We start from the raw sequence: 25,713 nt of genomic DNA, 5'->3' as shown, positions 1-25,713 counted from the left end.
TAACGTTGCGATCACAACTTCGCGCGAACAGTTAGGACCACCGATGGTTGACACAGCCCAGCGCTCCAGCACCCGATCGACGATCGACCCCAGCGTCGACACTGGACCCATTAAGTCCATCGGTGATCCGACTGCCCCCACGGTCAACGTCGAACAACTTGGGCGCCAGTTGCTCGGCACCTGGGCCGACGTGCGCCTTGCCGCCCGAGAAGTCACCGCGCGCCCCGATATGCAGCGCATTGAGGGCCTCTCCATGGCTGACCATCGGCTGCGCGTATTCGAGCAGCTCAAGGTGCTCGCAGCCAAGGGACACGTACTCCGTGCCTTCCCCAAGCATCTTGGCGGTCAGGATGACCACGGCGGAAACATTGCCGGCTTCGAAGAACTCGTCATCGCCGACCCGAGCCTGCAGATCAAGGGTGGCGTGCAGTGGGGCCTCTTCGGCGCCGCTGTGCTTCACCTCGGTACCCAGCCGCACCACGACAAGTACCTTCCCGGCATTATGAACCTCTCCGTTCCCGGCGCGTTCGCCATGACCGAAATCGGTCATGGCTCAGACGTGGCGAGCATCGCGACCACTGCCACCTTCGACGCCGCGACCGGCGAGTTCATCATCAATACCCCGTTTCGCGCTGCCTGGAAGGACTACCTTGGCAACGCCGCGAAAGACGGCATCGCCGCCGTGCTGTTCGCCCAGCTCATCACCCGGGGAACCAACCACGGTGTGCACGCCTTCTACCTGCCCATTCGGAGCGCCGATGGCGCATTCCTCCCCGGTGTCGGCGGCGAGGACGACGGCTTGAAGGGCGGCCTCAACGGCATCGACAACGGCCGACTACACTTCACCGACGTGCGCATCCCGCGCGAGAACCTGCTTAACCGCTATGGTGACGTCGCCGAGGACGGCACGTACTCCAGCCCCATATCAAGCCCGGGCCGGCGCTTCTTCACGATGCTCGGCACGCTGGTGCAGGGTCGCGTGTCGCTCGACGGGGCAGCCACCGCGGCATCCGCTCTCGCCCTGACCATCGCAATCACCTATGGCAGCCAGCGTCGTCAGTTCACCGCAGGAAGCGACAGTGACGAGGAGGTCATCCTCGACTATCAGAGGCACCAGCGCCGGTTGCTTCCGCGCCTTGCCACGACCTACGCGCAGACCTTCGCGCACGACGAGTTTCTGGTGAAGTTCGACGACGTGTTTAGCGGCAAAGCCGACACCGACGATGACCGGCAGGACCTCGAGACCCTCGCTGCCGCGCTCAAGCCGCTTTCCACCTGGCACGCACTCGATACCCTGCAGGAGGCGCGTGAAGCCTGCGGCGGCGCCGGCTTCATGGCCGAGAACCGCCTCGTGGGGCTGCGCGCCGACCTCGACGTCTTTGTGACCTTCGAGGGCGACAACAACGTGCTGCTGCAGCTCGTCGCCAAACGCCTGCTCACCGATTACAGCCGCAAATTCGCCACAGCGGATGCCGGCGCCCTCGCCCGCTACGTGGTTCAGCACGCCGCTGGTCGCGCCTACCACGGCACAGGCCTCCGCACCCTGGGCCAGTCCGTTGCCGACCGTGGATCCACGGCCCGCTCGGTCGGTGCCCTCCGCGAAGCCGATGTGCAGCGCGAACTGCTCACCGATCGGGTCGAGAGCATGATCGGCGAGGTCGCCGGCAAACTGCGCGGCGCCACCAAGTTGCCTAAGAAGCAGGCCGCCGACCTGTTCAATGCGCACCAGAACGAGCTCATTGAAGCAGCACGCGCCCACGGCGAACTCCTGCAGTGGGAATCGTTCACCCGGGCGCTGGACGCTACGACGGATGCCGGCACCAAACAGGTGCTCACCTGGCTGCGTGACCTGTTCGGCCTCGGCCTGGTGGAGAAGAATCTTGCCTGGTACCTCATCCACGGTCGGCTGTCCGCCCAGCGGGCCCAGGCGGTCACGGCCTACATCGACCGGCTGATTGCGCGCATCCGCCCGCATGCCCTCGATCTCGTCGACGCGTTCGGCTACTCGCCCGACCACCTGCGCGCCACGATCGCGAGCGGCATCGAACGCGAACGCCAGATCGAGGCGCGTGACTACTATGCCGACCAGCGGGCATCCGGAACCGCTCCTTCACCCGAAAAACCGGTCAAGCGGTAAGGCAATACGCGTCGTACTCAGGTACGACAGCAGTGGCGCACAACCATCCTTACGGTTGATGCGCCACATAGGGGTCAAACCATACCGTTTGGTATGGGGGCTTCAGTGCAGTGAAACGGGGCCTCACCCACCAACGGAATGAGGCAGTCGTGATCCAGGCACAGTCCCTGACCAAACACTACGGAAGCAAGACCGCGGTCGACGCGGTCGACTTCACGGTGCAGCCGGGCAAGGTTACCGGTTTTCTCGGTCCGAACGGCGCCGGCAAGTCCACCACCATGCGCATGATCGTGGGCCTTGACCAGCCCAGCGCCGGATCGGTGATCGTCAACGGCAAGCCGTACCACGAGCACAAGGCACCGCTGCGTGAGGTCGGCGTTCTGCTCGATGCCAAGGCCGTGCACACCGGCCGCAGCGCCTACAACCACCTGCGCGCCATGGCTGCCACCCACAACATCCCCACCAGCCGGGTGCACGAGGTCATCAACCTCACCGGCCTGGAGTCCGTCGCCCGCAAGCGCGTCGGCGGTTTCTCGCTCGGCATGGGCCAGCGTCTCGGCATTGCCGCGGCGTTGCTCGGCGACCCGGCCACCCTCATTCTCGACGAGCCTGTGAACGGCCTCGACCCAGAGGGTGTGCAGTGGGTACGCAAGCTCACCAAGCAGCTCGCGGCCCAGGGCCGCACTGTGTTGCTTTCCTCGCACCTCATGAGTGAGATGGCACTCACGGCCGACCACATCATCGTGCTCGGCCGCGGTCGAGTGATAGCGGATGCCTCGGTCGCCGACCTCATCGCCTCGGCCGCGCAGAACACGGTGCGCGTGCGCACCCCGCACACGGCGGCCCTCGCCGCCCTGCTGGCGCAGGAAGATGTCACCATCACCAACGCCGAGCAGGACGTGCTCGAGATCAGCGGACTAACCGTGAACGAGATCGGCGATCGCGCCGCGGCTGCCCAGATTTCACTGCACGAACTCTCGGCGGTGAGCGCCTCCCTCGAGGACGCCTACATGAAACTCACCCAGAACGAAGTGGAGTATCGCACCGGCGATACCCACGCCGAAGCGGAGGTCGCTCGATGAGCACTATAAACCTCACCCAGCCGTCCGCGGCCCGCGCGACGTTCATGTCGGCGGGCTCCGGCCTCAGCTTCACCGGCCTGTTGAAATCTGAATCCATCAAGTTGTGGAGCCTGCGCTCCACTTACTGGACCTATTCCCTCGTCGTCGTCGCCGCGCTCGGCATTGGCGTTCTCATGTCATTTGCGCTGTCGGCTACGGCCGGATTCGATCCGGCGACCGGCGCCCCCATGCCGATCGACAACGCTCAGATCTTCGTGATCGCTTCCACCTCTGGCTTGGTTCTCGGCCAACTCATCGTCGCCGTTCTGGGCGTTCTCTCGATCAGTGGCGAGTATTCAAGTGGCATGATCAAGTCCACGCTCACGGCGGTTCCTAATCGGCTGCCCGCTCTGTGGGCCAAAGTCATCGTCTTGTTCGCGTTCACTGTGCTGATCGGATTGGTCAGCGTCGTGGGATCTTTTTTGGTGGCGGTTCCCAGACTGGCCGTCGAAGACATTACCGCGAGCCTGTTTGACGTTGATGTGCTTCTACCTCTACTCGGCAACGTGTTGTTTCTCGCCCTGATCGCGGTGTTCGCCGTCGGAATCGGCGCAATCGTCCGCAGCAGCGCCGGCGGCATTGCCACGGTGCTCGGCATCGTTCTGCTGCTACCGACCGTTGTCGGTCTGTTTTCGCTGGCGGTGGAATGGGTCAATGACATCGTGCCGTACCTGTTCACCGTGGCAGGCTCGGAAATGGTCTACCCGAACACGATGGAGTCCTGGCAGGCGTTCCTGGTCGTCATGGCCTGGGTCGTTGTGAGCCTCGGTGCGGCCGCGCTGCTGCTCAAACGACGCGACGCCTGACCCGTACCATCGAAGAATGAGCCGTAACATTTCTCCCCCCAGGCGTGCGCTGTCGCCGGGGGGAGACGTGCGTCTGCCGACTCCTCCCGGCGTCGTGCGGCGATTCTGGACCAGGCATCCGCACCTGGCCGACGCGCTCGTCGCGGCGATCTATGTCGTGCCTGTAACGCTGACCTTCGTCACCAACCTGCTCGATACCGACCAGGCTTCGCTGCGCGATGTTGTCCTCAACGCGGCTATCGTCCTGCTCCTGGCCACGGCGCTGTTCTTTCGCCGACGGATACCGCGGCTGGTCCTGGTCGTGACCTGGATCGGCCTCCTGACCTTTGCCGACTACGGCGAGGTGCACCTGATCGCCCAGCTGCTCGCGCTCTACGCAGTCGCGGCCTACTCCGACGTGCGCAGCGCCTGGATCGGGTTCGGTACATCGACGCTTCTGGCGAGTCTGGCCGCGTGGCTGACCGATAATCCGGCCGAGGTGCCCTGGATTCCGGTGGCTAGCCAGGTGGCAATCATGCTGCTCGCCGCGACCCTGGTCGGCGTCAACATGGGCAACAGCAAGCGGTACGTTGCTTCGTTGCTCGACCTGGCCGCGCAACTAACCAGGGAACGTGACCAACAGGCGCAGCTCTCACGCATTTCTGAGCGGGCGCGGATCGCCGGAGAAATGCACGATGTCGTCGCCCACAGCCTATCTGTCATGGTAGCCCTCGCCGATGGTGCCTATGCCATCGCTCCCAAAGATATCGAGCGATCCCGTGCCGCGATGCTCGACGTTGCGGGCACCGGGCGCCGATCGATGACCGAGATGCGACGCCTGCTCGGCGTGCTCGATATCGGTACCGAGCCGGCCCCGCGCTCGCCGCAGCCGGGAATCGACCAACTGGCCGACCTCGTCGAATCCTTCCGGTCGACCGGACTGCCCGTCGTGCTGGAACGCAGCGGCCGCGAACCGGCCAATCCAAGCGTGCAGCTGACAATTTTTCGACTGGTGCAAGAGTCGCTGACCAACGTGCTGCGATACGCCGATACGCCCACCCACGTCGTGGTCCAGCTGCACTCGGCCCCCGGAACTGCCGAGGTCACCATCAGTGACAACGGTCGGAAGCGCAGGGAGTCTGGAGCGCGTGCGTTCGGCCGAGGCCTAATTGGCATGCAGGAACGGGTGTCCATTTATGGCGGCGACTTTGAAGCCGGCGCAGGAATCCACGACGGATGGCGCGTGCACGCCGCGATGGCTTTTGAGGACGAATCACCACGAGTCGAGGAGCACAGATGACCGTGCCGGAACCAACCCCGACGCCCGGTCCCATCCGCATCATGCTCGTCGACGACCAGGCACTCCTGCGCGTGGGTTTTCGCATGGTGCTTGAGGCCGAAGACGACTTCACCGTCGTCGCCGAAGCCGGCACTGGTGCCCAGGCGATTGCGCTCGCCGCGAGTGTGCTCCCGCAGGTCATTCTGATGGATGTGCGCATGCCGGGGCTCGACGGCATCGAAGCGACTCGGCAGATCATGGCCGCCCTCCCGAACACTCGCATCATCATTCTCACCACCTTCGACCTCGATGAGTACGCTTTCGGCGGCCTGCGTGCCGGCGCGAGCGGCTTCCTGCTGAAAAACTCCCAACCGGGGGAGCTGATCAGTGCCATTCGCACGGTCGTCTCGGGGGAGGCATCCGTTTCACCGCGGGTGACCCGGCGCCTGCTCGACCTGTTCGGCACCCAGCTGCCACAGGCCGACGCCAAGAACGGATGCGCGGCCAAGGCTCTCGCAGCCCTCACCGAGCGGGAAACCGAAGTCTTCCTCGCCATCGCCGAAGGGCTGTCCAACCCCGAACTGGCCGAGCGTTTCTTTCTCACCGATTCGACCGTGAAGACCCACGTGGGCCGAATCCTGCACAAACTCGGCCTTCGTGACCGGGTGCAAGCGGTCATTCTGGCCTATGAACAGGGCCTCGTCGGACAGTGACCGTCGACCCGGCCCGTCATCGGCTGCGGCCTTCGACTTTTCGGGCGCAGTCGATGCACAGCTCGGCCGTCATCAAGGCGGACAATCGGGCGGCCCCGATGGGTTTACCGCATCGGAGACAGGTGCCATAACTCCCGTCAGAAATTCGGGCCAGCGAACGATCGATTGCGGCGACTTTCTCGTTGAACTCGCCGTGGACACCAACAATTCGTGACCACTCACCGGAGAGGGTTGGACCTTCCGGATCGTGCTCGTCGTCGGCCGATCCGTCGCTCCGCGCCTCACGCACACTCGTAAGCGATTCCGCCAGCCGGTTCAGCTCGGTCGCTATTATGGCGCGCTGATCCCTGAGGGCCTTGTCGAAGCGCCGGAGCTCGGCATCCGTAAGAGAGGTACTCGCCATGATCTATGCTCGCACTCCGCGATCGCTTCGGCCAACGCTGGAGAGGTGAAATTCATCAACCTCCGATCCGAGGAATAGGCTCGACGCATGCGTACCTTCTACCCCGAGCTCGAACCATACGACACCGGCATGCTCGATGTCGGTGAGAACCAGACCATCTACTGGGAAGCCTCTGGTAACCCAGACGGCAAGCCGGCGGTCTATCTGCACGGGGGCCCCGGCGGCGCGTCCAGCCCGGACCAGCGGCGGGTTTTTGACCCGGCAAAGTACCGCATCATCCTGTTCGACCAGCGCGGTTGCGGTCTCAGCACACCGCACGCGAGCGAGCCCGACGTTGATCTCGACGTCAACACCACGTGGACCCTCGTGGCCGACCTGGAGAAACTGCGCGAGCACCTTGGCATTGACCGGTGGCTGGTGTGCGGCGGATCGTGGGGGAGTACTCTCGCGCTGGCCTACGCCGAGACGCACCCGGAGAAGGTCACCGAACTCGTCGTACGCGGCATCTTCACCCTGCGCCCGGTTGAGCTCGATTGGTTCTACGAGGGCGGTGCTGCCGCAATCTACCCCGACCTATGGGAATCCTTCCTCGCGCCCGTTCCCGAAAACGAACGCGGCCACCTGATCGAGGCCTACGGCCGGCTGCTGCACGACCCCGACCAGTTCGTGCGCGAACGTGCTGGCGTGGCGTGGGCTACCTGGGAATCATCGACAATCACCCTGTTGCAGGAACCGGACAAGATCGCCCACTTTTCCGATCCTTCCTTCGCGGTGGCCTTCGCCCGCATCGAGAACCATTTCTTCGCCAACAAAGGCTGGTTCACACCCAACCAGCTCATCGACAATGCCTCCCGTCTCGCTGATATCCCCGGCGTCATCGTGCAGGGTCGCTATGACATGTGCACCCCAGCGTTTACCGCGTGGGACCTGCACAAGAACTGGCCGGAAGCCGAATTCCGCCTCATTCCCGATGCTGGCCATGCGTTCGACCAGCCCGGCATTCTCGACGCCATTATTGTGGCGACTGACCGCTTTGCAACCTGAACCACTGAGAATTTGTCAAGCGATCTTCTCGGATCTGCAATACTGACCGCATGACCGACTCGAACTTCGCTTCCCTCGCCGTGGTGGTGGTGAACTTCGGGTCGACAGCACTGCTCGAAGAGAACCTCCAACCGCTGTCCCGATCGGCACCGGGCCTGCACATCGTCGTCGTCGACAATTTCACCGACGCCGCGGAGCAGGCCAGGGTGAGCGCGCTCGCCGAGTGTGAGGGCTGGCAGCTCGTGCTGTCGCCGACCAACCTCGGTTTCGGCGGCGGCATGAACCTCGGCGTTGCGCGGGCGCAGCAGAATGGGCGCACCCATTTTCTCCTCTTGAATCCGGATGCCGCCATCCCCGCCGACCAGGTCACCCGCCTGCTCGAGGCGGTCGCCCTGCATCCGCTCACCCTGGTCTCGCCCCGCATCCTGCGGCCGGACGGTACGGTGTGGTTTGACGGTAGCGATCTGTACCTCGAGGACGGTCGGGTGCGCGCAACCCGCAAGCGCGGGGACCGCCCGGGCGAACGCACCACGCCGTGGTTGAGCGGCGCGTGTCTGATGATCAGTGATGATCTGTGGTGCCGGGTCGGCGGGTTCAGCGACGACTATTTTCTGTACTGGGAAGACGTCGAACTCTCGCACCGGGTGCTCTTGGCCGGGGGAGAGGTCACGGTCTGCGTCGACGCGTACGCCACTCACGCGCAGGGCGGCACCCAGGGCGTCGGCCAGCACAGCGCCGGCCAGGCCAAGTCTTACTCCTACTATTACTACAACGTGCGCAACCGCCTGGTCTACGCGGCGCGCAACCTCGCCGACGATGACCGCCGGAGATGGCGTCGACGCAGCGTGCCCGCGGCCTGGGAGGTCATCTCCCGCGGGGGCCGGCGCCAGCTGTTGACCTCGCGGCAGCCACTCGTCGCCGCGGCGAGGGGGTTGCGCGACGGCCTCGCCTATCGGCCGGCGTCCGCTGCACTGCCCACGACTGTCGGCACCAGCACGATCTAGCGGTTGCGCCGCCGGGTGAACCGCTTGGCGTACTCGCGCAGGGTCACGAAGTCTGTGCGCCGCACGCCGTAGAACTGCAGCGGGTTGATGCCGAATTTGCGATACATGAACAACAAATTCAGGTTGCTCGAGATGACGTTGCCGGCCAGGGTCGCCAGCGCGGCCCCCATCGCGCCGAGCGGCGGCGCCAGGACGATCAGCATGCCGACGTTCACCAGGCAGGCAATCAGCAGCGACACGCTGCGCAGGCCGGGGCGTCCGCGGGCGCTCAGGCCAGAGCCGGCGATCGACCCAGGAGTACCGAGCACCACTGCGGCGAGCAGCACACCGGCCACCGGGAGTGCGGGGCGAAAATCCTCGCCGAACAGAAAAGGCAGCCACCACAACATACTGATACCGAGAAACACGGCGGCCAGGCCGCACAGCATGGTGCTGATACGAGCCGAGGAGGCAAGACGGGCGTCGACGGAATCAGCAGCATCCGTCACAAAAGTCACGTCCCGCACCGCCTGGTTGATGATCAGCGGCAGTTCACTCACGCTCACCGCCACCACATACAAACCGAGCTGATAGGTGCCGGCGAACGGCGTCATGAGCACCTGGTCGAGCCGCGACAACAAAATTCCCGACAGCGAGCCGACCCAGATGCGCAGTCCATAGTTCAGCAGCCCGGCCGTGCGCGCCTCACGCGGAACGTCGAAGGCTCGCGGGTCGAGGCTGCGCATACGCCCGATATAGACGAACAACCCGGTCACCGGCATCGCTGCAACGGCGATGGTCGCCACGAGAGGCGTCAGGGTGCCGGTGAGCCAGAACGGAATGAGCACGCCGAGCCGCAGCGACGAGGTTACGATGCGTTCTATGGCGACCAGCCGCCAGCTTTGGGTAGCGGATGCCACCCCCCGAAACACGCCGACCAGCAAGTTGGGCACTATGGCCAGGCAGGCCACGAGAATGAGCTGCTGCACCGTCGGGTCGCCACCGCTGAGCCAGGCCGCTGACAACGCGACGGCGCCCATGGCGAGCAATCCGGCGACAACCAGAATAAGCATGCCCCGGTTGGAAGCGTTGCGGGCCAGGGTGGGGTTGCGGGCGATAGCCCAGGTGACGGCTTCGGGTACACCAAAGGTTGCCACGGTGACCACGAGCGCGAGCGGCGCGGTCGCGGCGGCCACAGCGCCACGACCGTCGACCCCGAGTGCCTGGGCCAGGATTGGACCGGAAAACAGCGCGACGAGGGGAGGAAAAGCGTTTCCGATCAGCGCAATCGTCATGTTGCGTGACACTGAATTCGCAGCGGCTGCCCGGCGCCTGGTCGGACCGACTGGAGACGTGATTGTACGGTCGATGCCCGGCTGGGCGGGTAGCTGTCCCCGGGGTCGCCTAGGTGCCATCGCTGATCACTACCCGCAGCGGAATGGCTGGCAACACACCCGAATCGAGAGTGTCATCGCGCAGTATCCGCGCTCGTTCCTGCTCACCCACGCACGCCGCGAACTGGGCATCATTGCCGCCCTCCGTCACATTCTGCCGATACAGGGTGCCACGCTGCGAACCCGGGATGGCCGGATACTCGGCCTGCCGCTCACCCACCTGCTGGGCGCGAATACCGTGCCGCACGGCGACCGAATAGACCCACAGGTCATCCGCCCGCGGAGCGACCCGCAGAAAGGCCTCGCCTTCGGCCCGCAGGGCAGCAAGCAGTTCGAGCGGGTAGTAGATCCCGGAGACACCGGTGCAGAGTGTCCGGTAACTCGCGGCGGTGCCGCGGGCGGCGACCCAGTGGGAGTAGAGCGCGACCCGATCGCCGTCGAAGGTGATGGTGTGGGCGCGCTGCCCAATGATCTCCAGTGGATGCCGGGCGGCCGCCTCGAGAAGTTCGGCCAGCCAGGTGCGCGGGTACAGCACATCGTCGTCGGCGGCGACCAGGGGGAGGATCGGCGTAGAAGAGGCATACGGGAACTGTTTTTTGTGCGGCCCGAAGTCGGGGCAAAAGAGGATTTCCAGGCCGCGCCGCTGCAATCGAAGTAGTGTGGCCGGTGGGTGCGCGAGCACCGCGACGTCATCGAGCCAGAGAATGAGGCGCCGTGGGCGAATTCGGCCGGCGGCGATGGTCTCGAGGGCATAGTGCACAAGGTTGATCCGATGGCCGAACGAGGTGAGGTTGACCACCACGGTGCCCGATCCCGTCACTGAACGACGGCTGAGCCGGTTGGTCAAGCGCAGGCCCGCGAGGCGCAACTTGATACTGGCCCGCTGGGCTAGGGCGGCCGGGTCTCGACGCAGATCGGTGACAAGCCGATGGACGGTGTTGATGACCACGTTATTGATGACCACACGCTACTTCCGGTTGCACGATGAATATCTCTCACGAAATCGCCACTATACAGGCCGTGCCACCCATCCCCGACCCCCTTCTCGGGGGATGATTTTCTCTCAGTTTGAGAGGGATCGCCCTTGTCCCTTCTCTACTGGGCCGTCTATTGTTATGCACGATGCGGCTGTGCAACAGGGGCTGGTACCCGAATCATCCCTGTGTGGCCCGGGTGGTGGTAGCTATTGTTCTCTCAGGTGCGCTCCAATATCATCGCGGTGCGACCTGCTGCGGCACTCCGTCGCACCCGCGCGGGCCGTTCCGTGCACCAGGCCACGTCCCTCGCCAATAAGTTCATTGCCGTTGTTGTTCTGGTCGTAGTCGCGTTGCGAATCGACATCGACCGAGGCGTCACTGTGGGCGCCGTGGTCTGTGTGGCCCTGTTCCCCGTCTGGTTCCCGATTCTGCGCCAATTTTGGGGCGCTCGGCTGTTCTTGATCGGCGGCCTGGTGGCGATCGGCTCGGGTGTCTGGCTCACCGTCCTATCCGCGCCCACGCACGATACGAGTCTCGGCCAGGCGTTCGGGTCGATCGCCGGTCTCATCGGGTTGATCGCCGGCGTCGGATTCGTGCTCTGGGCGCGCACCGTTCTGCCCGCCTCCCAAATCGCCATCTGGTACGGTGCCGGAATCCTGCTCGGTGTTTCGCCGTCGAGTGAACTGTACGCGGAAAATCCATGGCGCTTCGGCTATTCGGTGGCCCTGACGATTCTGCTGCTCGGGATCACAATGCAGCTGCGCCGCCGCTGGCTGGAGCTGGCCGTCGCGCTCGCACTCACCGTCGTGGCTACCGTGACGGATGCCCGTTCCGCGTTCGCATTCATGCTGCTGACTGTGCTGTTGGTCGCCTGGCAAATGCGCCCGACCCGAACCACGCGCGGCAAGTCGGCGCTGCGCGCCCTCCTCGGACTCGGCGTTCTGGGTCTCATCGTCTTCAACGTGATTCAGGCGCTCATCCTCGACGGCGCGCTCGGTGAAGCCACCCAGCAGCGTACCGTCGCCCAGCTCAACGAGGCCGGTTCGCTCATCCTCGGCGGGCGCCCCGAACTCGCGGCGACGATCGCGCTCATGCAGCATCAGCCGTGGGGGTTCGGCGTTGGCACCGTGCCCAATCCAGAAGACATACTGGCCGCCAAAACCGGTATGGCTGCGATCAACTACGCGCCGAACAACGGCTATGTCGACAACTACATGTTCGGTGGCCATATCGAACTGCACTCGGTCATCGGAGACTTCTGGGCGGCCTTCGGCATTCCCGGGCTTGTGCTCGCCCTCTTCATTCTCGTGCTCATCGTGCGCAGTATTGGCATACACGTGGCAGCCAACACCGCCAGTGCCGTGCTGCTGTACCTCGGTATCAAAGCCGTCTGGTTCATGTTCTTCGGCCCGTTTTTCAGCTCATCCGTGCTGCTCGTGCTTGTTCTCGGACTCCTCATCACCCGCAGGGTGCCGACCGAAAAGGATGCCGCGCTGCAGAGCCCCGCGCCCCTTCGACCTACGATGGTTCGACGCCGGCGATGAGCGCCACCAACCCCGCGGCCGAACGCGTTGGCTGGGTAGATACCGGCCGGGGCATCGCGATCCTGCTCGTCGCCCTGTTCCACTCGGCGAACTGGCTGCTCGGCGCCGGTTTTGATATTCCGTATTGGCGGGAGATCAACGACTCACTGTCGTCGATGCGCATGCCCTTGTTCTTTGTTCTGTCGGGCCTGTTCGCGCCCAAATGGCTCCTCAAACCGTGGCGCGATCTGTGGACGGTCAAGGTGCGCCTATACCTCTGGGTCTTCCTGCTCTGGGAGGTGGTCGGTTCGATTGTCTTCTTGCTCGGTCAGACCATGAAGGGCGAGGGCTTCGGCCTCCGCGAAGCCGTGCTGGGCCTTGTCGTGTCCCCGGTGCTGCCCCGGTTCGAACTCTGGTTCATCTGGGCTTTGTCGATCTTCTTCGTCGTGGCCAAGCTCAGTCGAAAAGTAAATCCCCGACTGCAACTCGTCATCGCCGGCGCCGTATCAATCGTGGCCCTGAGCGGGCTGGAGACGGCCAACGTGGGCTGGTCCGGGTCGCTCAAGTACTACTTCTTCTTTCTGGCCGGCATCTACCTGCGCAACTGGATCATGCGCATCGGCACGGTCGATAACCGGCTGCTCGTGGGTACAGCCATGTTCGTCTGGGTAGCCGTCACCGCCACCGTCGCGCTGCTCGGGCTGCGCGATGTCTTCGGTTTGTACTTTCTGAATTGTCTGGTCGGTGTCGTCGGCGGGATTGCGTTCAGTCGCACCCTCCGCGGCGTGCGCTGGTTCGGCACGATCGGGCGCATCACCCTGCCTATTTACCTGGCGCACACACCCATCGTCATCCTGATCTCCTTCGTGCTCTCCCTGCCGCTCTCCTTCCCTGCTGTCGCCGTCATCGCGCCCATCCTGCCGCCCATTCTCGCGGTCACGGCCGTACTCCTCGCCCTCTCCCTCAACCGCTTCGCATCCCGAAGTGCCCTGCGCTACGCCTATGAGCCGCCGCCGATTGTCACCGAGTTCGACCAGCGTCTCTATCGCTCGATTCGCCCGTCCCGATCGACCGAGGAGTCGACATGACCGGGGCGCCGGCACCCGCGCCCGTGGCACCCAGGGAAGCCTGGATCGACGTCGCGAAGGGGATCGCGATCACCCTGGTCGTGCTCTACCACGCGATCATGTACCTCGATGAGGTCGGGCTGGCCGGCGCGCTCGCTCCGCTCAACCCGCTGTTCGACACGTTTCGCATGCCCCTGTTCTTTTTCATGTCGGGAATTCTGGCCGCGTCGGCCATCCGCTTGCCCTACTGGCAGTTGTTTCGCAAGCGGATGTCGTTGCTCCTGTATCTCTACGTAGCCTGGGTAACCCTACAGACGCTGTTCTTGCTCGCTCTGCCGCCGATCAGCCCGTCGGGAGCGCCTAACGCCTCCTGGGCCAGCCTCGTCACCCTATTCGTTCGGCCCAGTTCCAACCTGTGGTTTATCTACGCCTTGCCGTTGTTTTTCACGCTGGCCTGGCTGATGCGGCGATGGGCTCCGGTGCTGCAGATCGCTCTGACCGCGGTCATAGCGGTGCTGTTCGGTGCGGGGGTGCTGCACACCGGCTCACCGTGGGACAAAATGGGCAAGTACGTCGTGTTTTTCATCGCCGCCATTTATCTTGGGCCGCTGGTGCGTCGCCTCGTTCCCCTCGTGCGCTGGTGGCATGTTGCTTTCTTGTGCCTCGGGTACGCTGCGCTGGTCGTGATCACCACGAAATTGACGCTCAACAAGATTCCATTCGTGTTGCTGGTCGTAAGCACGCTCGCCGTCGTTGTCGGCGTCACCGTCGCCGTATTGCTTGCCAAGCTGCCCGCCTTCGATTTCGTGCGCGCCCTGGGCTCTCGCACCCTGCCGATCTACCTCGTGCACACTTTTCCCATGACGGCGCTCGCTGCCATTCTGGTTGCCTTCGACGTCCACGATCCGGTGTTGGTCGCGACGTTGTTCCCGCCGCTGCTGTGCGCTGGTTCGATCGCGGTCGCCCTGGCGCTCAACTGGCGGTTTCATACCGTTCCAGGCATCTTCACTGTGCCGGTCAAAGGCTGGGTCATCGTTTCACAGCGGGCAGTGATCTCAACAAATACGCGACGCTAATTTGACGTAATTTCATTTTTCGGTAACACTCTAGTATCTATCGGCGACTCCCTGCAGTTGTCTCACCCGCATACCCGAACGTGCACCACCCGAAATGAATTCATGACCGACCATATCTCCCGCTCTCATCGCCGACCGCTTACCCTGACCCCGCAGCATTCTCGCGGCGTACACCAGCACCACCCCGCCGTGCATCGTTATGACCCACCTCGTCCAGACCTCACCCGTGCCGATCTACCGAATGCAGTTCGTCTGGAACGCACTCGGACGCGACGCAATTCCAGCGCACGAACCCCAGCTTTTGTGGCCGCAGCGACCCTTGCCGTTCTCATTCCGCTGGCGGGCTTGGCGGCTCCGGCCCAGGCCGCAACCGGAGGCGTCATTCGGATGGCCGCCGCGAGTGCCGGTACGACCGGAGTCCCTTCCGGTACGACCTTGAGGGTGCACAACGGCGATCTCAATATCACCAAGGCCGGCACGGTCATCAGCGGGCTGGATATTCGTGGCCTGGTCAAGATCAACGCGATCAACGTGACGATCAAAAACTCCATCATTCGCGGACGAAGCGTCAGCGCTCCCGCTGCGCTGGTCAATAACCTCGGCGGGCGCTCGGGCCTGAAGATCATCGATTCGGAGTTGTATCCGTCGAAGCCGTCGCCCGACATCAATGGAATCTACGGCTACAACTTTACGCTGACCCGCGTTGATATCCACGGCGTCATTGATGGTGTTCACGTGACCGGCAGTAATGTCACGATCGCAAATTCATGGCTGCACGGCAACCTGCACTACTCCAGTGACCCGAATCAGGGCGGAAAGCCCAGCCACGATGACTCTATCCAGATTCAAAAGGGCAGCAATATCAAGGTGTACGGAAGCACCCTGAGTGGTTCCCATAACGCTGGGGTGCAGATCACGCAGGACACCGGTGATGTCTCGAACTTCTCTTTTACGAACAATTTCGCAGACGGTGGCGCCTGCACCATTAACGTGGCCCAGAAGTCGTATGGTCCGATCTACGGCACCGTCGTTACCGACAACAAATTCGGGCGCAATACCAGGGTGGCCAACTGCGCCATCATCTCGCCCAGTACGACCAAGATCAGCACGGCGCGCAACTATTACACGCCCGACAGCCAGACCGTAACGGTGCACGGCGGCTAAACCGCCCTTCGCCTGCCCCACGATTCGCGATGGCGCGCCGCTATGGCGCGTCGTCGCGGCGCGGCCCTCGGTGAACCCCAGCCGGGCTGGCACTCCAAGCGTCCACGCGCGCCTCAAGGTATTCATAACCTTCCGTTTGACCCGCTCTTGTCGATACGGAATGCTGTACCCACGACCGGCGGCTCCCTTCAGCTGCCCCGCCCAACACGCCCCGAAACGTGTGCAGGACACGAAATTGCCTCTATGAAACTCAACCCGAATATGTTTACTGGCTTGCCCGCCCTCAAGGAAGCTCGTTCTCCCTTCCGTCGCGCGCGCGCGACGGCTGTCGCCGCTGTTGCGCTGGGGCTGATCTACGCCCTCGTTGGCATCGGTCCGGCCCAGGCCGCACAACAGCCAGGAGAGGAGTATGCGATCACGCCGTGGGGTGCCGAGCCCGCGGCCCCCCCCGTGGCCGAAACCACTCCGGGATTGGGCCTGACCCCGGCCCAATTGCGCTGGCTCATGGCGAAGTTGTTTCCGCCGGTCTCGCCGGCTCCGGATCCGATTGTGGGCCCGGACCCCCAGCCCGCTCCCGCTCCCGTGCCCGTGCCCGTGCCCGCGCCGGTGCCGGTGCCGGCCCCGGCTCCCGTTCCGGTTCCGTCCCCTACCCCCGCACCGGTGCCTGTCCCGCGGCCCGCGCCGGTGCCGGCACCCGTTCCGGCACCCTCGCCGCCGTCAACCGGCGGCACACCCAACGAGCGCAACACCGGTGTACCGGCCGGCACCGATTTGACGGTGCACAACGGCGACCTGACCATCACGCGGGCCGGAACCGTCATTGATGGCCTCGACATTCGCGGCATGGTTAAAGTCGAAGCGCCCAATGTCACGATCAGGAACTCGATCGTGCGCGGACGAGATCTGAACGGGCCGATGGCCCTCATCGGCAATCTCGGCGGCTACGAAAATCTGCGCATCATCGACACCGAGCTGTTCCCATCCACGCCATCACCCGATGTTCAGGGAATCTACGGCTACAACTTTGAGGCAACGCGCCTCAACATTCACGGTGTCATTGACGGTATTCACATCACGGGCGGAAACGTTGCCATCACGGACTCATGGCTTCATGACAACCTGCACTACGAGAGGGACCCGAACCAGGGCGGCACGCCGAGTCATGACGATGCCATCCAAATCCAGGAAGGGTCCAACATCCTCATCGAAGGCAATCGGTTGACCGACGCCTGGAACGCGTCCGTGCAGGTCACCCAGGACCGCGGTGACGTAGAGAACCTCACCATCACGGACAATGTCGTCGACGGTGGCGGATGCTCGATCAACCTCGCTGAGAAAAGTCACGGCCCCCTGCGTGGCGTGGTCATCACGGATAATACTTTTGGTCGCAATACTCGGGTCGACGATTGTGCGGTGATTGCGCGTTCGTCCACGAAGGTGAAGATGGCGCGCAACTATTACACGCCCGATGACACCCTGGTCGTGGTTCACGCCGGGTGACCGGGGCGACCAGGAATCACTAAAAAGGGCGGGTTCCTTGTGCGCTGCACGAGGAACCCGCCCTCCCGCCATTCCGGGGAGCTTGTTCGATGCTAGGAAGTGCCTTCAATCGCTCGGGCCTGCCAGCGGGAAGCGGCATCCGGTCGCGTCAGCGCGTCCAGGGCTCGACGCAACATCGTGCTCGAGGTGTTCACTGTGTATGGAAAATAGACCACATCAACGCCGACAGCGGCGAACTGGCGCTCGAGGTGCATGCCACGTGGGGTTCCTCGCCAGTCGTCGCCTTTAAAGAAGACATCGAAACGCAGCTGACGCCACGTCTCCATCTTGTCTTGCACGACTTCGGCGACGGCCTCATCGACGAATGAAATATGCCGCACAATCTCAAGGCGCTCGAACAGTGGAACGACCGGGGTGACGCCCTTGGTCAGCTCCAGCATTTCGTCGGACACGACGCCAGCGATCAGGTAGTCGCACTGGCTTTTGGCGTGCTTAAGAATATTGAGGTGGCCCACGTGAAAAAGATCGAAAGCGCCTGCGGCATAGCCGATGCGGAGAGGTCTCGTTGAATTGATGTCTGAATCCGGGGAAAAGGACTGTCCTGCAGCCATAAAGTACTCAGATTTCTTTCAGGCCACCCAGCGAGGGCGGCAGCAGTCGAGTAGAGGAGGGTCAGGGGAGGCAATGAGAAATCCTAACGTTTATTGGCTGGCCTGACTAGGGTGCTGTGCGGCTCGTTCATCTTGGGGATGCAACTGCTATTTTGCGGTAGGAGAAAGCGGAAAACTGAGTATACTTCGAAAATTGCTGGGGTCGACCCGAGCCCCCTAAAACGAGAAGATGAGGCTCCTTTATGTCGTGGCGTTTCCGTTCCCCCGTGACAGCCGTTGTCGCCTTCGCCGTAATGGCCAGTGCGATATTTACCGGAGCGGGAGTGGCCCAGGCCGACACCGCGCCCCCCAGTGCCTCCACCCCTAAGACCGTCGCAGCGGATGCCCTGCCCACAGCGCAAATCAACGGCGTCGTGTGGTCGCAGGTAATTGTGGGAAATACGGTCTACGTCGGCGGTGAATTCACCCGGGCGCGTCCCGCCGGAGCCGCAGCCGGAACGAGCGAGGTGTCCCGCAATAATCTCATGGCCTACAACTTGTCGACCGGAGTGATGACATCCTTTAATCCCAGCGTGAATGGTGTCGTGCGGGCGATTACCGCCTCCCCCGACGGATCCCGCATCTACGTTGGTGGTGGCTTCAGTACCGTCGGCGGAGTCTCCCGCTCGCGGCTCGCGGCATTCAGCACGGCGAGCGGGGCGCTCCTGTCCGACTGGACGCCGACGGCGAACGGCACCGTCCGTGCCCTCGGTGCCTTCGGCAGTACGGTGTATGCCGGCGGGAGTTTCACGTCGGCCAGCGGGCAGAGTCGTCAGAAGGCAGCATCCTTCAGTGCTTCCACGGGTGCATTGGGAACCTGGAAGGGAACCATTCCCGATGGTGCCGTCAATGCGCTGACAATCTCACCGAACGGCGACCGCGTCGTCATCGGCGGTTCATTCACCTCCTACAACGGAGCTAGGGCACCCGGCTACGGTATGGCCGCCACGAACTCGAGCACCGGAGCCGCCGTCGCGTGGAATATTGGCAAGCTGATCAAGAATGCCGGCCCCAACGGGGCTATCCTCTCCCTCACCTCCGATGCCGACGGTGTCTATGGCACCGGCTACGATTTTGGGGCGGGAGCAATGTTCGAGGGAACGTTCCGGGCCAGTTGGAGCAGCGGGAATATCGTCTGGATCGAAGACTGCCACGGCGATACTTATTCGGCTGTACCAGTCGGCGACGTCGTGTACACCACCGCCCACGCCCACTTCTGTGGAAATATCGGAGGGTTTCCGGAGACGAAGCCGCGTAGCTATCACCGCACACTGACCTTCAGCAAAGCAGCCACCTGCACTATCACTCGAAATGTAACGGGCAGTTACTTTAACTTCGGGGGCCGGCCGTGCCCCACCCTGCTGGCGTTCTACCCCGACATCAACACCGGTACGTATACCGGGCAGGGCCAGGGCCCGTGGAACCTCGCGGCGAACTCCCAGTACGTTCTCTATGGTGGCGAATTCACCATCGTGAACAACAAACGTCAACAGGGTCTCACGCGTTTTGCCGTGTCGTCCATCGCGCCCGACAAGGAAGGCCCCAAGGCCACGGGCACGAGTTTTCGGCCCACGCTCAGCATCCCGAGTGCCAACTCTGTGAAGGTCACCTGGAAGTCCAACTATGACCGTGACAACGAGCAGCTCACCTATCAGGTGTTGCGAAACGGAGTCGTCGTGCGCACGCAGACGGGCCTCTCCGTGGACTGGAGGCGGCCGACCCTAAGTTGGACCGACACCGGGCGATCGGGTGGCACCACCTACACCTACCAAGTGCGGGCGACCGATCCGTTCGGTAATACTGTGACCGGATCGTCGGCAAGCATCAGGGCGACCGGCGCGGCAATCAAGACGGCTCCCGACCAGACCATCACACCGGATGCGCCGGCGCAGGCCCCCGACGCAACGCTGACGCCGGATGTCGCTCCGGTGCCCGACGTAGCTCCCCTGCCGGATGTCGTGCCGGATGTCGTGCCGGAACCGGGGGTGCAGCAGGAACCAGGAACCAAACCGGTGCCGGATGACGCGCCCGCGCCGCTGCCCGAGGTGCCAGCCGCCTAGCGCGGTGGTTAGTCGTGCATCAAACCTGAAGGGGCCGCCCGCTAACAGGGCGGTCCCTTCCGGTTTGCGCTGTGGAAGACCGTGCCGTGTTGTTTCTAGCTTCTGGTGACGACCTGGGCAATAAGGTCACGGCGACGCTCCTGCGAAAAAAGTGCGTTGACCGCGGCAGGTTCTGGCAAAGCGGGGTGCTCTTTCAACGTCACGGCCAAATCAAGGAGTGCGCCGGTGATGTCCCGGTTCGGGGAATCTGTGCGCGGTACCCCAATGCCGCCGACTACCGGAAGGACTTCTCCAGCGCCGCCGTCCGCGAAGCCAACCGATCTCAGGCCGACGCGCCAGGCTTCGATCGGTACCAACCCGAACGGTTCGGGTGTAGACGGAAAACAGGCCACGGCATCGATCTCATCCGCGATGGCCGCCACCGAGGCAGCTTCTCCGCGGTACTCGATGCGCGGGTCACGATTGACCAGCGTCATCACGTCCTGAAGAGCCTCATCCTGTCCGGGATACGGCGCGCCGAAGAGCAGGAGCCGCCAGTCCCGGCCGGACAACGTCGTCGATTGAAATGCCGTGGCCACCTCCAGATGTCCCTTGTGCCCGTTAACGCGTCCGACGACAGCGAACGTCAGCGGGTCGTGCACGGCACGCATCGGTACGGTTTCGACGGCGCTGAAGACCGGAGATGTGACAGTCAGACGGTCCCACCCAACGCCTTGAGTGTGCAACCACTCGGCAGTGGCCCCACTGCACGCGCACACCGGAAAGGTGCCGGGTGCCAGCACTGTGCGCACGAGCAGGCCGCCGACTCGCCCTAAGAGGAGTTCATGCACCGAGACATAGAAGCGTCGGCGACGCAGACGTAGCAGTGGGATGTAGGCGCTCAGGGCCAGGGTCCACAAAACAACGACGTCTGCGAGTGCCACGTCGTGTCGTAAGGTGAGCGGGTGCAGTAGGTCGGTCAATTTGCTTCGACGAAGCACTACCAGTGACGAATCAATTACGACCGAAACTGATGCGCCGAACCGGGCAAGGTCCGTGGACAACGGACCGGTGTGCGGAACAACGATGAGCACCTCATGCCCCAGGCGGACCAAGCACTCGACTTCCTGGCAGAGCACCTTGCTGGCACCGTAGGCATCATTGCTGCCGTGCAAAATGGCAAATTTCATGTCTGTCGCCTCGGTCGAGTGTTTGGTGTGTTGCCGGGGATGCCGGAGTTCCACACTGTACAGCCTGAGCGGGTGCCCCCGTATGGGGTCCAGCTGCCCCCTAGGAATGCGGGCGCGTCCCGTGTATTAATGACTGCACCGTATTAATAGCTACACCAAGAACTTGACCCGATCGTGTGACCAGCAACCTGGAGTTTTACCATGGCAGTGCGCCACCCCGTTGATAACAACACAGGTCCCACCGTGGGTGGGAATTCGATTCCTCGGCGGCGCTTCTGGTGGATCGTTGCAGCCGCTGCGCTGGCAGTACTCATCGTCGTACTCGTGGTCGCTAGTGTCGCCGCATCGAACAGCGGCGGCCCGAATACAGTCGCAAGTGACAACGGCCCTGCGCCGAGCTCGGGGACGATGGCAACGCCGACAGCGGTGCCATCGCCCGACCCATCACCTACAGCGGTTCCGACTGCCACAACGCCCGCACCGCCCGCACCGCCCGAGCCGACCGAGGCTGCCGCGGCCGTTCCTGCTCCGCCCGCCGAGCAGGCGCCGGTACCGCTGACCGACTCCGCTGCGGCCGTTCCGGGTGTGGTGTTCAGCATCGGCGCCCTCGAAGCCGTCGACGGGGTCGCGCGCGGACCGGGCGAGGTGGGTGGGCCTTCCCTGCGTTTCGCCGTGACCGTGCGCAATGACACGGCCGATGCCGTGTCATTGACCTCAACGGTGGTCAACCTGTTTTTCGGTGCGGAGCAGAGTCCGGCGACTGAATTGACGGCGTCGGGTGGGGCGCCGTTCCCGGAATCGGTCGCAGCGGGGGCGACCCAGCAAGGGGTCTTCGTTTTCGCGGTGCCGAATGACCAGCGCGACCAGGTGCGCATCGCCGTGGATTACTCCGCAGGCGTGCCGATCGTGCTGTTTGAGGGTGCCGCCCCGCGCTGAGTATCCCTGCGACTGTGCCCCGGATAGGGGGCAGCCATCCATGAAAGATTCTCACTATACTCCAAATAATGCGGTGGCTACCCGACGGCCCGGCACCTCGTCCCGAGTAAGGAATCATCGTGCGACTTCTCCCTGCGTCTCGCCTGCACGTAAACCCGTCCACGGTCGCGATGCGCGACGAGCCCCGATCGCGGGTTGCTCACACGCTGCGCGCCGGCTGGCTCAGCCTGGTCACCATCCTTGCCGTGCTCGCCGGAATCCTGACCGCGCCGTTCGCCGCTCAGGCCGACACTGCTCCAGTGGATTCCGGCACTCCCGCGACTTTCGCGGCCGACGCGCTGCCCACGGCCCAGATCAACGGCGTCGTCTGGTCCCAGGTCATCGTGGGCAACACCGTCTACGCCGGCGGCGAGTTCACCAGGGCCAGACCGGCCGGTTCGGCCGCCGGTGTAAACGAGGTGGTGCGTAACAACCTGCTCGCCTACAACCTCACGACCGGCGTCCTGGTAGCGAGCTTCAATCCCGACCTCAACGGTGCGGTCCGATCGCTCGCTGCTTCCGCCGACGGCACCCGGCTCTATGCTGGCGGATTCTTCACCGCCGTCGGCGGTGTGGCCCGATACCGCCTAGCGGCGTTCGACACCGCCACTGGGTCGCTCGTCTCATCTTGGGCGCCGACCGCCAACGCCTCGGTAAAGGCCTTGGCAATCTTTGGCGACACCGTCTACGTGGGCGGCGTGTTCACCTCGGCGAGCGGGGTCTCGCGCAACCAGATGGCGGCGTTCGCCGCCTCCAACGGTGCCATCCGCGACTGGACCGGCGACCCGACTGGCGGGTCGGTCAACGCCATGGCGATCTCGCCGGACGGCACTAAAGTTCTCATCGGAGGCTCCTTCACCGCGTATAACGGCGGCGCTGCTCCCGGCTACGGCATGGCCGCGACGGACTCGGTCACCGGTGCGTCGCTGCCCTGGGCCGTGAACGCCGTGGTTCGTAACGGTGGTGTGAATGGAGCTATCACCAGCTTGTCCTCCTCGGCCGACGGCGCTTTTGGCACCGGCTACGATTACGGCATTGGAGCGAACTTCGAAGGCACCTTCCGGGCAAACTGGAGTGATGGTTCGCTCGTCTGGCTGGAGGACTGTCACGGAGACACCTACTCCGTCGTTCCAATCGCCGGTGCCGTCTACACGACGGGCCACCCCCACTACTGCGGCAATCTCGGTAATCTCGGCGGCCCGGTTGAGACCAGCCCCCGCTCCTACCACCGCACCCTGACCTTCTCCATGGCAGCCACCAGCACGCTCACCCCGAATGCAGTCGGCAGCTACGCCAGCTTCACCGCAAAACCGAGCCCCAGCCTGCTCACGTTCTACCCCGAGATCAACTCCGGCAAATTCACCGGCCAGGGTCAGGGCCCGTGGACCATCACAGCCAATAATGAATATTTGCTCTACGGTGGTGAGTTCACCAACGTCAACAATAAAGGTCAGCAGGGCCTGGTGCGCTTTGCGAACAAGGCGATTGCACCCAATAAGGAAGGACCGCGCGTCGCGAACGCGGCGTTTGCCGCATCCGCTTTCGTGCCGACCGCCGATTCGCTCTCGACCGGTACCGCTCGCATCGGATGGAAGGCAGCCTTCGACCGGGACAATGAACAGCTCAGCTACGAGGTGCTGCGTGACGGTGTCTCTGTCGGCACGGTGAAGGGTCTCTCGACCGACTGGTCCAGACCGGCCATGGGCTTCACTGACACCGGACTCACGCCGGGCCAGACCTACGTCTACCGCGTGCGGGTGCAGGACCCCTTCGGTAATGTGAAAACCGGCAACCCCACCAGCGTGACCGTCTCTGGATCCGGCGAGTACAACGCCTACGCCAAGACCGTGCAGAGCGATTCGCCCTCGTCGTACTGGCCTCTCGGCGAATCCAGCGGTACGACAGCCTACGACTGGGCTGCGGCCTCAAACGAGACCGCAGGCACCGGCGTCATCCGCAACGTGCCGGGCGCGCTTGCTGCAGACTCGGGCACAGCGTCCCGCTTCAGCGGTACGAGCGTAGGTACGGCAGCATCATCCGCATTCGAGACTCCTCGAGGCGCCTTCACCGTGGAAGCCTGGATGAAGACCACCACGACCCGTGGTGGAAAGATCATCGGGCTCGGAAGTGCGGCGAGCGGTGCATCGACGGCCTATGACCGTCACGTTTACATGGACAACGCCGGACGTCTCTGGTTCGGAGTGAAGCCCGGAATCCTGCGAACGGTGAACACAACCGCGTCGTACAACGACGGCCAGTGGCACCACGTAGTGGCGTCGGTTGGGGCCGCAGGCATGTCGCTGTACGTAGACGGTGCTCTCGTGGCACAGCGCACCGACACGACATCGGCGGCACCGATCCAGGGCTTCTGGCGCATCGGAGGCGACAATCTCAGCGGGTGGACCAGCCGGCCGGCGAGTGATTACATTGCCGCCGACATCGACGAGGTCGCCGTCTACGGCACAGCCCTCAGTGCCAGTGCCATCGCCCGGCACAACTCGATCGGCCGGTCAGGGCCGCCCGCCAACGTTGCGCCGACGGCATCATTCAGCAGTGCGATCACCTACCGTGACCTGAGCGTTGATGCCACCGGGTCGACCGATTCCGACGGCGCCATCACGAGCTATGCCTGGAACTTCGGCGACGGCAGCACCGCAATCGGAGCCATTGCAACGCATTCCTACGCGGCGTCCGGCAGCTACCCGGTCACCCTCACCGTCTCCGACAACTCCGGGGCGAGCACGGTTACCACCCGTACGATTGATGCCACCGACCCGCCGGCCAACGCGCTGCCGACAGCAGCCTTCAGCTATCAGGCCACGCCGCTCGCCGTGGCGACGGATGCTTCCACTTCCGCCGACAGCGACGGCACCATCACCGGCTACAGCTGGGACTTCGGCGACGGGAGCACCGGCAGCGGTGTGACCGCCTCACACAGCTACGCCGTTGCGGGCACCTACGACGTGACCCTGACGGTGACCGATAATTCCTCCGCCAGCGCGCAAACCAGGCAGGCGGTTGTCGTTCCGGCAGTCGACCCGAACACCCCGCTGGCCACCGACGCATTCTCCCGCACCGTGGCAACCGGCCTGGGCACCGCCGACACCGGAGGAGCCTGGACGACGACCGGTACGGCATCGAATTACTCGGTCAGTGGCGGAGTCGGCCGCCTTAAGGCCGCTGCCGGAGGCACCGTCAATGCGTACCTGTCTGGCGTGTCCCTGCTCGACACTGACATGCTCGTCACCACGACCCTCCAGCAGGATGCGACCGGTTCCGGCGCGTTCACCTCGCTGATCGGCCGCCGGGTCGGCACGGACGACTACCGGGTGCGCATGAAGAATCTGTCGACCGGAGTTGTGCAACTGCAGCTCATGCGCGGGGCTACCACCCTGAAGGCCCAGAACATCTCCGGCCTCACCTACACAACCGGAACCGAGGTGCAACTGCGCGTTCAGGTCATCGGCTCGGCCCCGACGACAATTCGTGCCAAAGTCTGGGCCCTCGGCACACCGGAACCGTCGGCGTGGCAGACCACGGTGACCGATTCGACCGCTGCGATGCAGACACCCGGTGCCGTTGGTCTGGCCTTCTATCTGGGGTCGACTGCTACCGTGACGCCCGTCACCGCGACATTCGATGACCTGATCGTGAAGCGAGCCAATTGAACCGCGCCCCAATCCCGACCTTCTC

The 25,713-nt window shown here is 63.7% G+C and carries 20 protein-coding genes; 15 read left to right on the top strand and 5 right to left on the bottom strand.

Annotated elements, in window-relative coordinates; all coding sequences use genetic code 11:
* Positions 1-43 precede the first annotated feature (43 nt).
* The 5 genes from CXY70_RS17345 (at position 44) to CXY70_RS17325 (ending at position 6,035) form a co-directional block, all read left to right on the top strand.
* Positions 44-2,137, top strand: a complete 2,094-nt coding sequence (locus CXY70_RS17345) for an acyl-CoA dehydrogenase (RefSeq protein ID WP_104193549.1) — start codon at positions 44-46, stop codon at positions 2,135-2,137.
* A gap of 149 nt (positions 2,138-2,286) precedes the next feature.
* The gene (locus CXY70_RS17340) at positions 2,287-3,219 is read left to right on the top strand and encodes an ABC transporter ATP-binding protein (protein WP_104193548.1); all 933 of its coding nucleotides are present in this window, start codon (positions 2,287-2,289) and stop codon (positions 3,217-3,219) included.
* Complete coding sequence (locus CXY70_RS17335; protein ID WP_104193547.1) at positions 3,216-4,064, top strand: ABC transporter permease subunit; 849 nt, start codon at positions 3,216-3,218, stop codon at positions 4,062-4,064. The genes CXY70_RS17340 and CXY70_RS17335 overlap by 4 nt, the downstream gene beginning before the upstream one ends.
* A 16-nt stretch (positions 4,065-4,080) precedes the next feature.
* Entirely contained in the window at positions 4,081-5,343 is a 1,263-nt protein-coding gene (locus CXY70_RS17330) for a sensor histidine kinase (protein ID WP_104193546.1), read from the top strand.
* On the top strand, positions 5,340-6,035 hold the full coding sequence (locus CXY70_RS17325; protein WP_104193545.1) for a response regulator transcription factor: 696 nt from the start codon (positions 5,340-5,342) through the stop codon (positions 6,033-6,035). The genes CXY70_RS17330 and CXY70_RS17325 overlap by 4 nt, the downstream gene beginning before the upstream one ends.
* 16 nt (positions 6,036-6,051) lie before the next feature.
* Here CXY70_RS17325 and CXY70_RS17320 read toward each other — a convergent pair whose 3' ends face one another.
* The gene (locus tag CXY70_RS17320; protein ID WP_104193544.1) at positions 6,052-6,438 is read right to left on the bottom strand and encodes a TraR/DksA C4-type zinc finger protein; all 387 of its coding nucleotides are present in this window, start codon (positions 6,436-6,438) and stop codon (positions 6,052-6,054) included.
* An 87-nt stretch (positions 6,439-6,525) separates the two neighbouring features.
* On the opposite strand from CXY70_RS17320, the gene pip reads away from it, so the two are divergent.
* Together pip and CXY70_RS17310 are read left to right on the top strand one after the other, a co-directional pair.
* Positions 6,526-7,482 carry a prolyl aminopeptidase gene (gene pip / locus CXY70_RS17315; RefSeq protein WP_104193543.1) on the top strand — a complete coding sequence of 319 codons (957 nt, stop codon included), beginning with the start codon at positions 6,526-6,528 and terminating at the stop codon, positions 7,480-7,482.
* A 50-nt stretch (positions 7,483-7,532) separates the two neighbouring features.
* Positions 7,533-8,486, top strand: coding sequence for a glycosyltransferase family 2 protein (locus CXY70_RS17310; RefSeq protein ID WP_104193542.1), 954 nt, complete (start codon positions 7,533-7,535; stop codon positions 8,484-8,486).
* Here CXY70_RS17310 and CXY70_RS17305 read toward each other — a convergent pair.
* Both CXY70_RS17305 and CXY70_RS17300 read right to left on the bottom strand, forming a co-directional pair.
* Positions 8,483-9,760 carry an oligosaccharide flippase family protein gene (locus CXY70_RS17305; RefSeq protein ID WP_158251015.1) on the bottom strand — a complete coding sequence of 426 codons (1,278 nt, stop codon included), beginning with the start codon at positions 9,758-9,760 and terminating at the stop codon, positions 8,483-8,485. The two genes, CXY70_RS17310 and CXY70_RS17305, sit on opposite strands and share 4 nt — an antisense overlap.
* A gap of 109 nt (positions 9,761-9,869) precedes the next feature.
* Positions 9,870-10,823: a hypothetical protein gene (locus tag CXY70_RS17300; protein WP_104193540.1), complete on the bottom strand. Its 954-nt coding sequence runs from the start codon at positions 10,821-10,823 to the stop codon at positions 9,870-9,872.
* Positions 10,824-11,057: 234 nt separating this feature from the next.
* On the opposite strand from CXY70_RS17300, the gene CXY70_RS17295 reads away from it, so the two are divergent.
* The 5 genes from CXY70_RS17295 to CXY70_RS17275 all read left to right on the top strand — a co-directional run bounded on the left by CXY70_RS17295 (position 11,058) and on the right by CXY70_RS17275 (position 17,166).
* The gene (locus CXY70_RS17295) at positions 11,058-12,380 is read left to right on the top strand and encodes an O-antigen ligase family protein (RefSeq protein ID WP_146066178.1); all 1,323 of its coding nucleotides are present in this window, start codon (positions 11,058-11,060) and stop codon (positions 12,378-12,380) included.
* Positions 12,377-13,447: an acyltransferase family protein gene (locus CXY70_RS17290; RefSeq protein ID WP_104193538.1), complete on the top strand. Its 1,071-nt coding sequence runs from the start codon at positions 12,377-12,379 to the stop codon at positions 13,445-13,447. Before CXY70_RS17295 ends, CXY70_RS17290 begins: the two co-directional genes overlap by 4 nt.
* On the top strand, positions 13,444-14,502 hold the full coding sequence (locus tag CXY70_RS17285; RefSeq protein WP_104193537.1) for an acyltransferase family protein: 1,059 nt from the start codon (positions 13,444-13,446) through the stop codon (positions 14,500-14,502). Before CXY70_RS17290 ends, CXY70_RS17285 begins: the two co-directional genes overlap by 4 nt.
* A 303-nt stretch (positions 14,503-14,805) precedes the next feature.
* Complete coding sequence (locus tag CXY70_RS17280; protein ID WP_104193536.1) at positions 14,806-15,666, top strand: hypothetical protein; 861 nt, start codon at positions 14,806-14,808, stop codon at positions 15,664-15,666.
* 261 nt (positions 15,667-15,927) lie between these two features.
* Positions 15,928-17,166, top strand: coding sequence for a right-handed parallel beta-helix repeat-containing protein (locus tag CXY70_RS17275; protein ID WP_146066177.1), 1,239 nt, complete (start codon positions 15,928-15,930; stop codon positions 17,164-17,166).
* Positions 17,167-17,258: 92 nt separating this feature from the next.
* Here the strand turns inward: CXY70_RS17275 and CXY70_RS17270 are convergent, their stop codons facing one another.
* Entirely contained in the window at positions 17,259-17,777 is a 519-nt protein-coding gene (locus tag CXY70_RS17270; protein WP_104193534.1) for an adenylyltransferase/cytidyltransferase family protein, read from the bottom strand.
* 266 nt (positions 17,778-18,043) lie between these two features.
* Here CXY70_RS17270 and CXY70_RS17265 point away from each other — a divergent pair, with 266 nt between their 5' ends.
* Entirely contained in the window at positions 18,044-19,876 is a 1,833-nt protein-coding gene (locus tag CXY70_RS17265; RefSeq protein ID WP_146066176.1) for a hypothetical protein, read from the top strand.
* 95 nt (positions 19,877-19,971) lie between these two features.
* On the opposite strand, the gene CXY70_RS17260 is transcribed toward CXY70_RS17265, so the two are convergent.
* Positions 19,972-21,045 carry a glycosyltransferase gene (locus CXY70_RS17260; RefSeq protein WP_104193532.1) on the bottom strand — a complete coding sequence of 358 codons (1,074 nt, stop codon included), beginning with the start codon at positions 21,043-21,045 and terminating at the stop codon, positions 19,972-19,974.
* A gap of 201 nt (positions 21,046-21,246) precedes the next feature.
* Here CXY70_RS17260 and CXY70_RS17255 point away from each other — a divergent pair, with 201 nt between their 5' ends.
* Positions 21,247-21,981, top strand: a complete 735-nt coding sequence (locus CXY70_RS17255) for a hypothetical protein (RefSeq protein ID WP_104193531.1) — start codon at positions 21,247-21,249, stop codon at positions 21,979-21,981.
* A gap of 119 nt (positions 21,982-22,100) precedes the next feature.
* Positions 22,101-25,688 (top strand): PKD domain-containing protein, encoded by a 3,588-nt coding sequence (locus tag CXY70_RS17250; protein WP_146066175.1) that lies wholly within the window; start codon positions 22,101-22,103, stop codon positions 25,686-25,688.
* Positions 25,689-25,713 lie beyond the last annotated feature (25 nt).

Source organism: Cryobacterium sp. Y82, from assembly GCF_002929495.1.
Classification (GTDB): Bacteria; Actinomycetota; Actinomycetes; order Actinomycetales; family Microbacteriaceae; genus Cryobacterium; species Cryobacterium serini.
This window is presented reverse-complemented; position numbering and strand designations above follow the sequence as displayed.

Coding starts and splice junctions, on each gene's coding strand:
- CXY70_RS17345 (WP_104193549.1), top strand. CDS start 44: ATGGTTGACACAGCCCAGCGCTCCAGCACCCGATCGACGATCGACCCC.
- CXY70_RS17335 (WP_104193547.1), top strand. CDS start 3,216: ATGAGCACTATAAACCTCACCCAGCCGTCCGCGGCCCGCGCGACGTTC.
- CXY70_RS17330 (WP_104193546.1), top strand. CDS start 4,081: ATGAGCCGTAACATTTCTCCCCCCAGGCGTGCGCTGTCGCCGGGGGGA.
- CXY70_RS17325 (WP_104193545.1), top strand. CDS start 5,340: ATGACCGTGCCGGAACCAACCCCGACGCCCGGTCCCATCCGCATCATG.
- CXY70_RS17320 (WP_104193544.1), bottom strand. CDS start 6,438: ATGGCGAGTACCTCTCTTACGGATGCCGAGCTCCGGCGCTTCGACAAG.
- pip (WP_104193543.1), top strand. CDS start 6,526: ATGCGTACCTTCTACCCCGAGCTCGAACCATACGACACCGGCATGCTC.
- CXY70_RS17310 (WP_104193542.1), top strand. CDS start 7,533: ATGACCGACTCGAACTTCGCTTCCCTCGCCGTGGTGGTGGTGAACTTC.
- CXY70_RS17305 (WP_158251015.1), bottom strand. CDS start 9,760: ATGACGATTGCGCTGATCGGAAACGCTTTTCCTCCCCTCGTCGCGCTG.
- CXY70_RS17290 (WP_104193538.1), top strand. CDS start 12,377: ATGAGCGCCACCAACCCCGCGGCCGAACGCGTTGGCTGGGTAGATACC.
- CXY70_RS17285 (WP_104193537.1), top strand. CDS start 13,444: ATGACCGGGGCGCCGGCACCCGCGCCCGTGGCACCCAGGGAAGCCTGG.
- CXY70_RS17275 (WP_146066177.1), top strand. CDS start 15,928: ATGTTTACTGGCTTGCCCGCCCTCAAGGAAGCTCGTTCTCCCTTCCGT.
- CXY70_RS17270 (WP_104193534.1), bottom strand. CDS start 17,777: ATGGCTGCAGGACAGTCCTTTTCCCCGGATTCAGACATCAATTCAACG.
- CXY70_RS17260 (WP_104193532.1), bottom strand. CDS start 21,045: ATGAAATTTGCCATTTTGCACGGCAGCAATGATGCCTACGGTGCCAGC.
- CXY70_RS17255 (WP_104193531.1), top strand. CDS start 21,247: ATGGCAGTGCGCCACCCCGTTGATAACAACACAGGTCCCACCGTGGGT.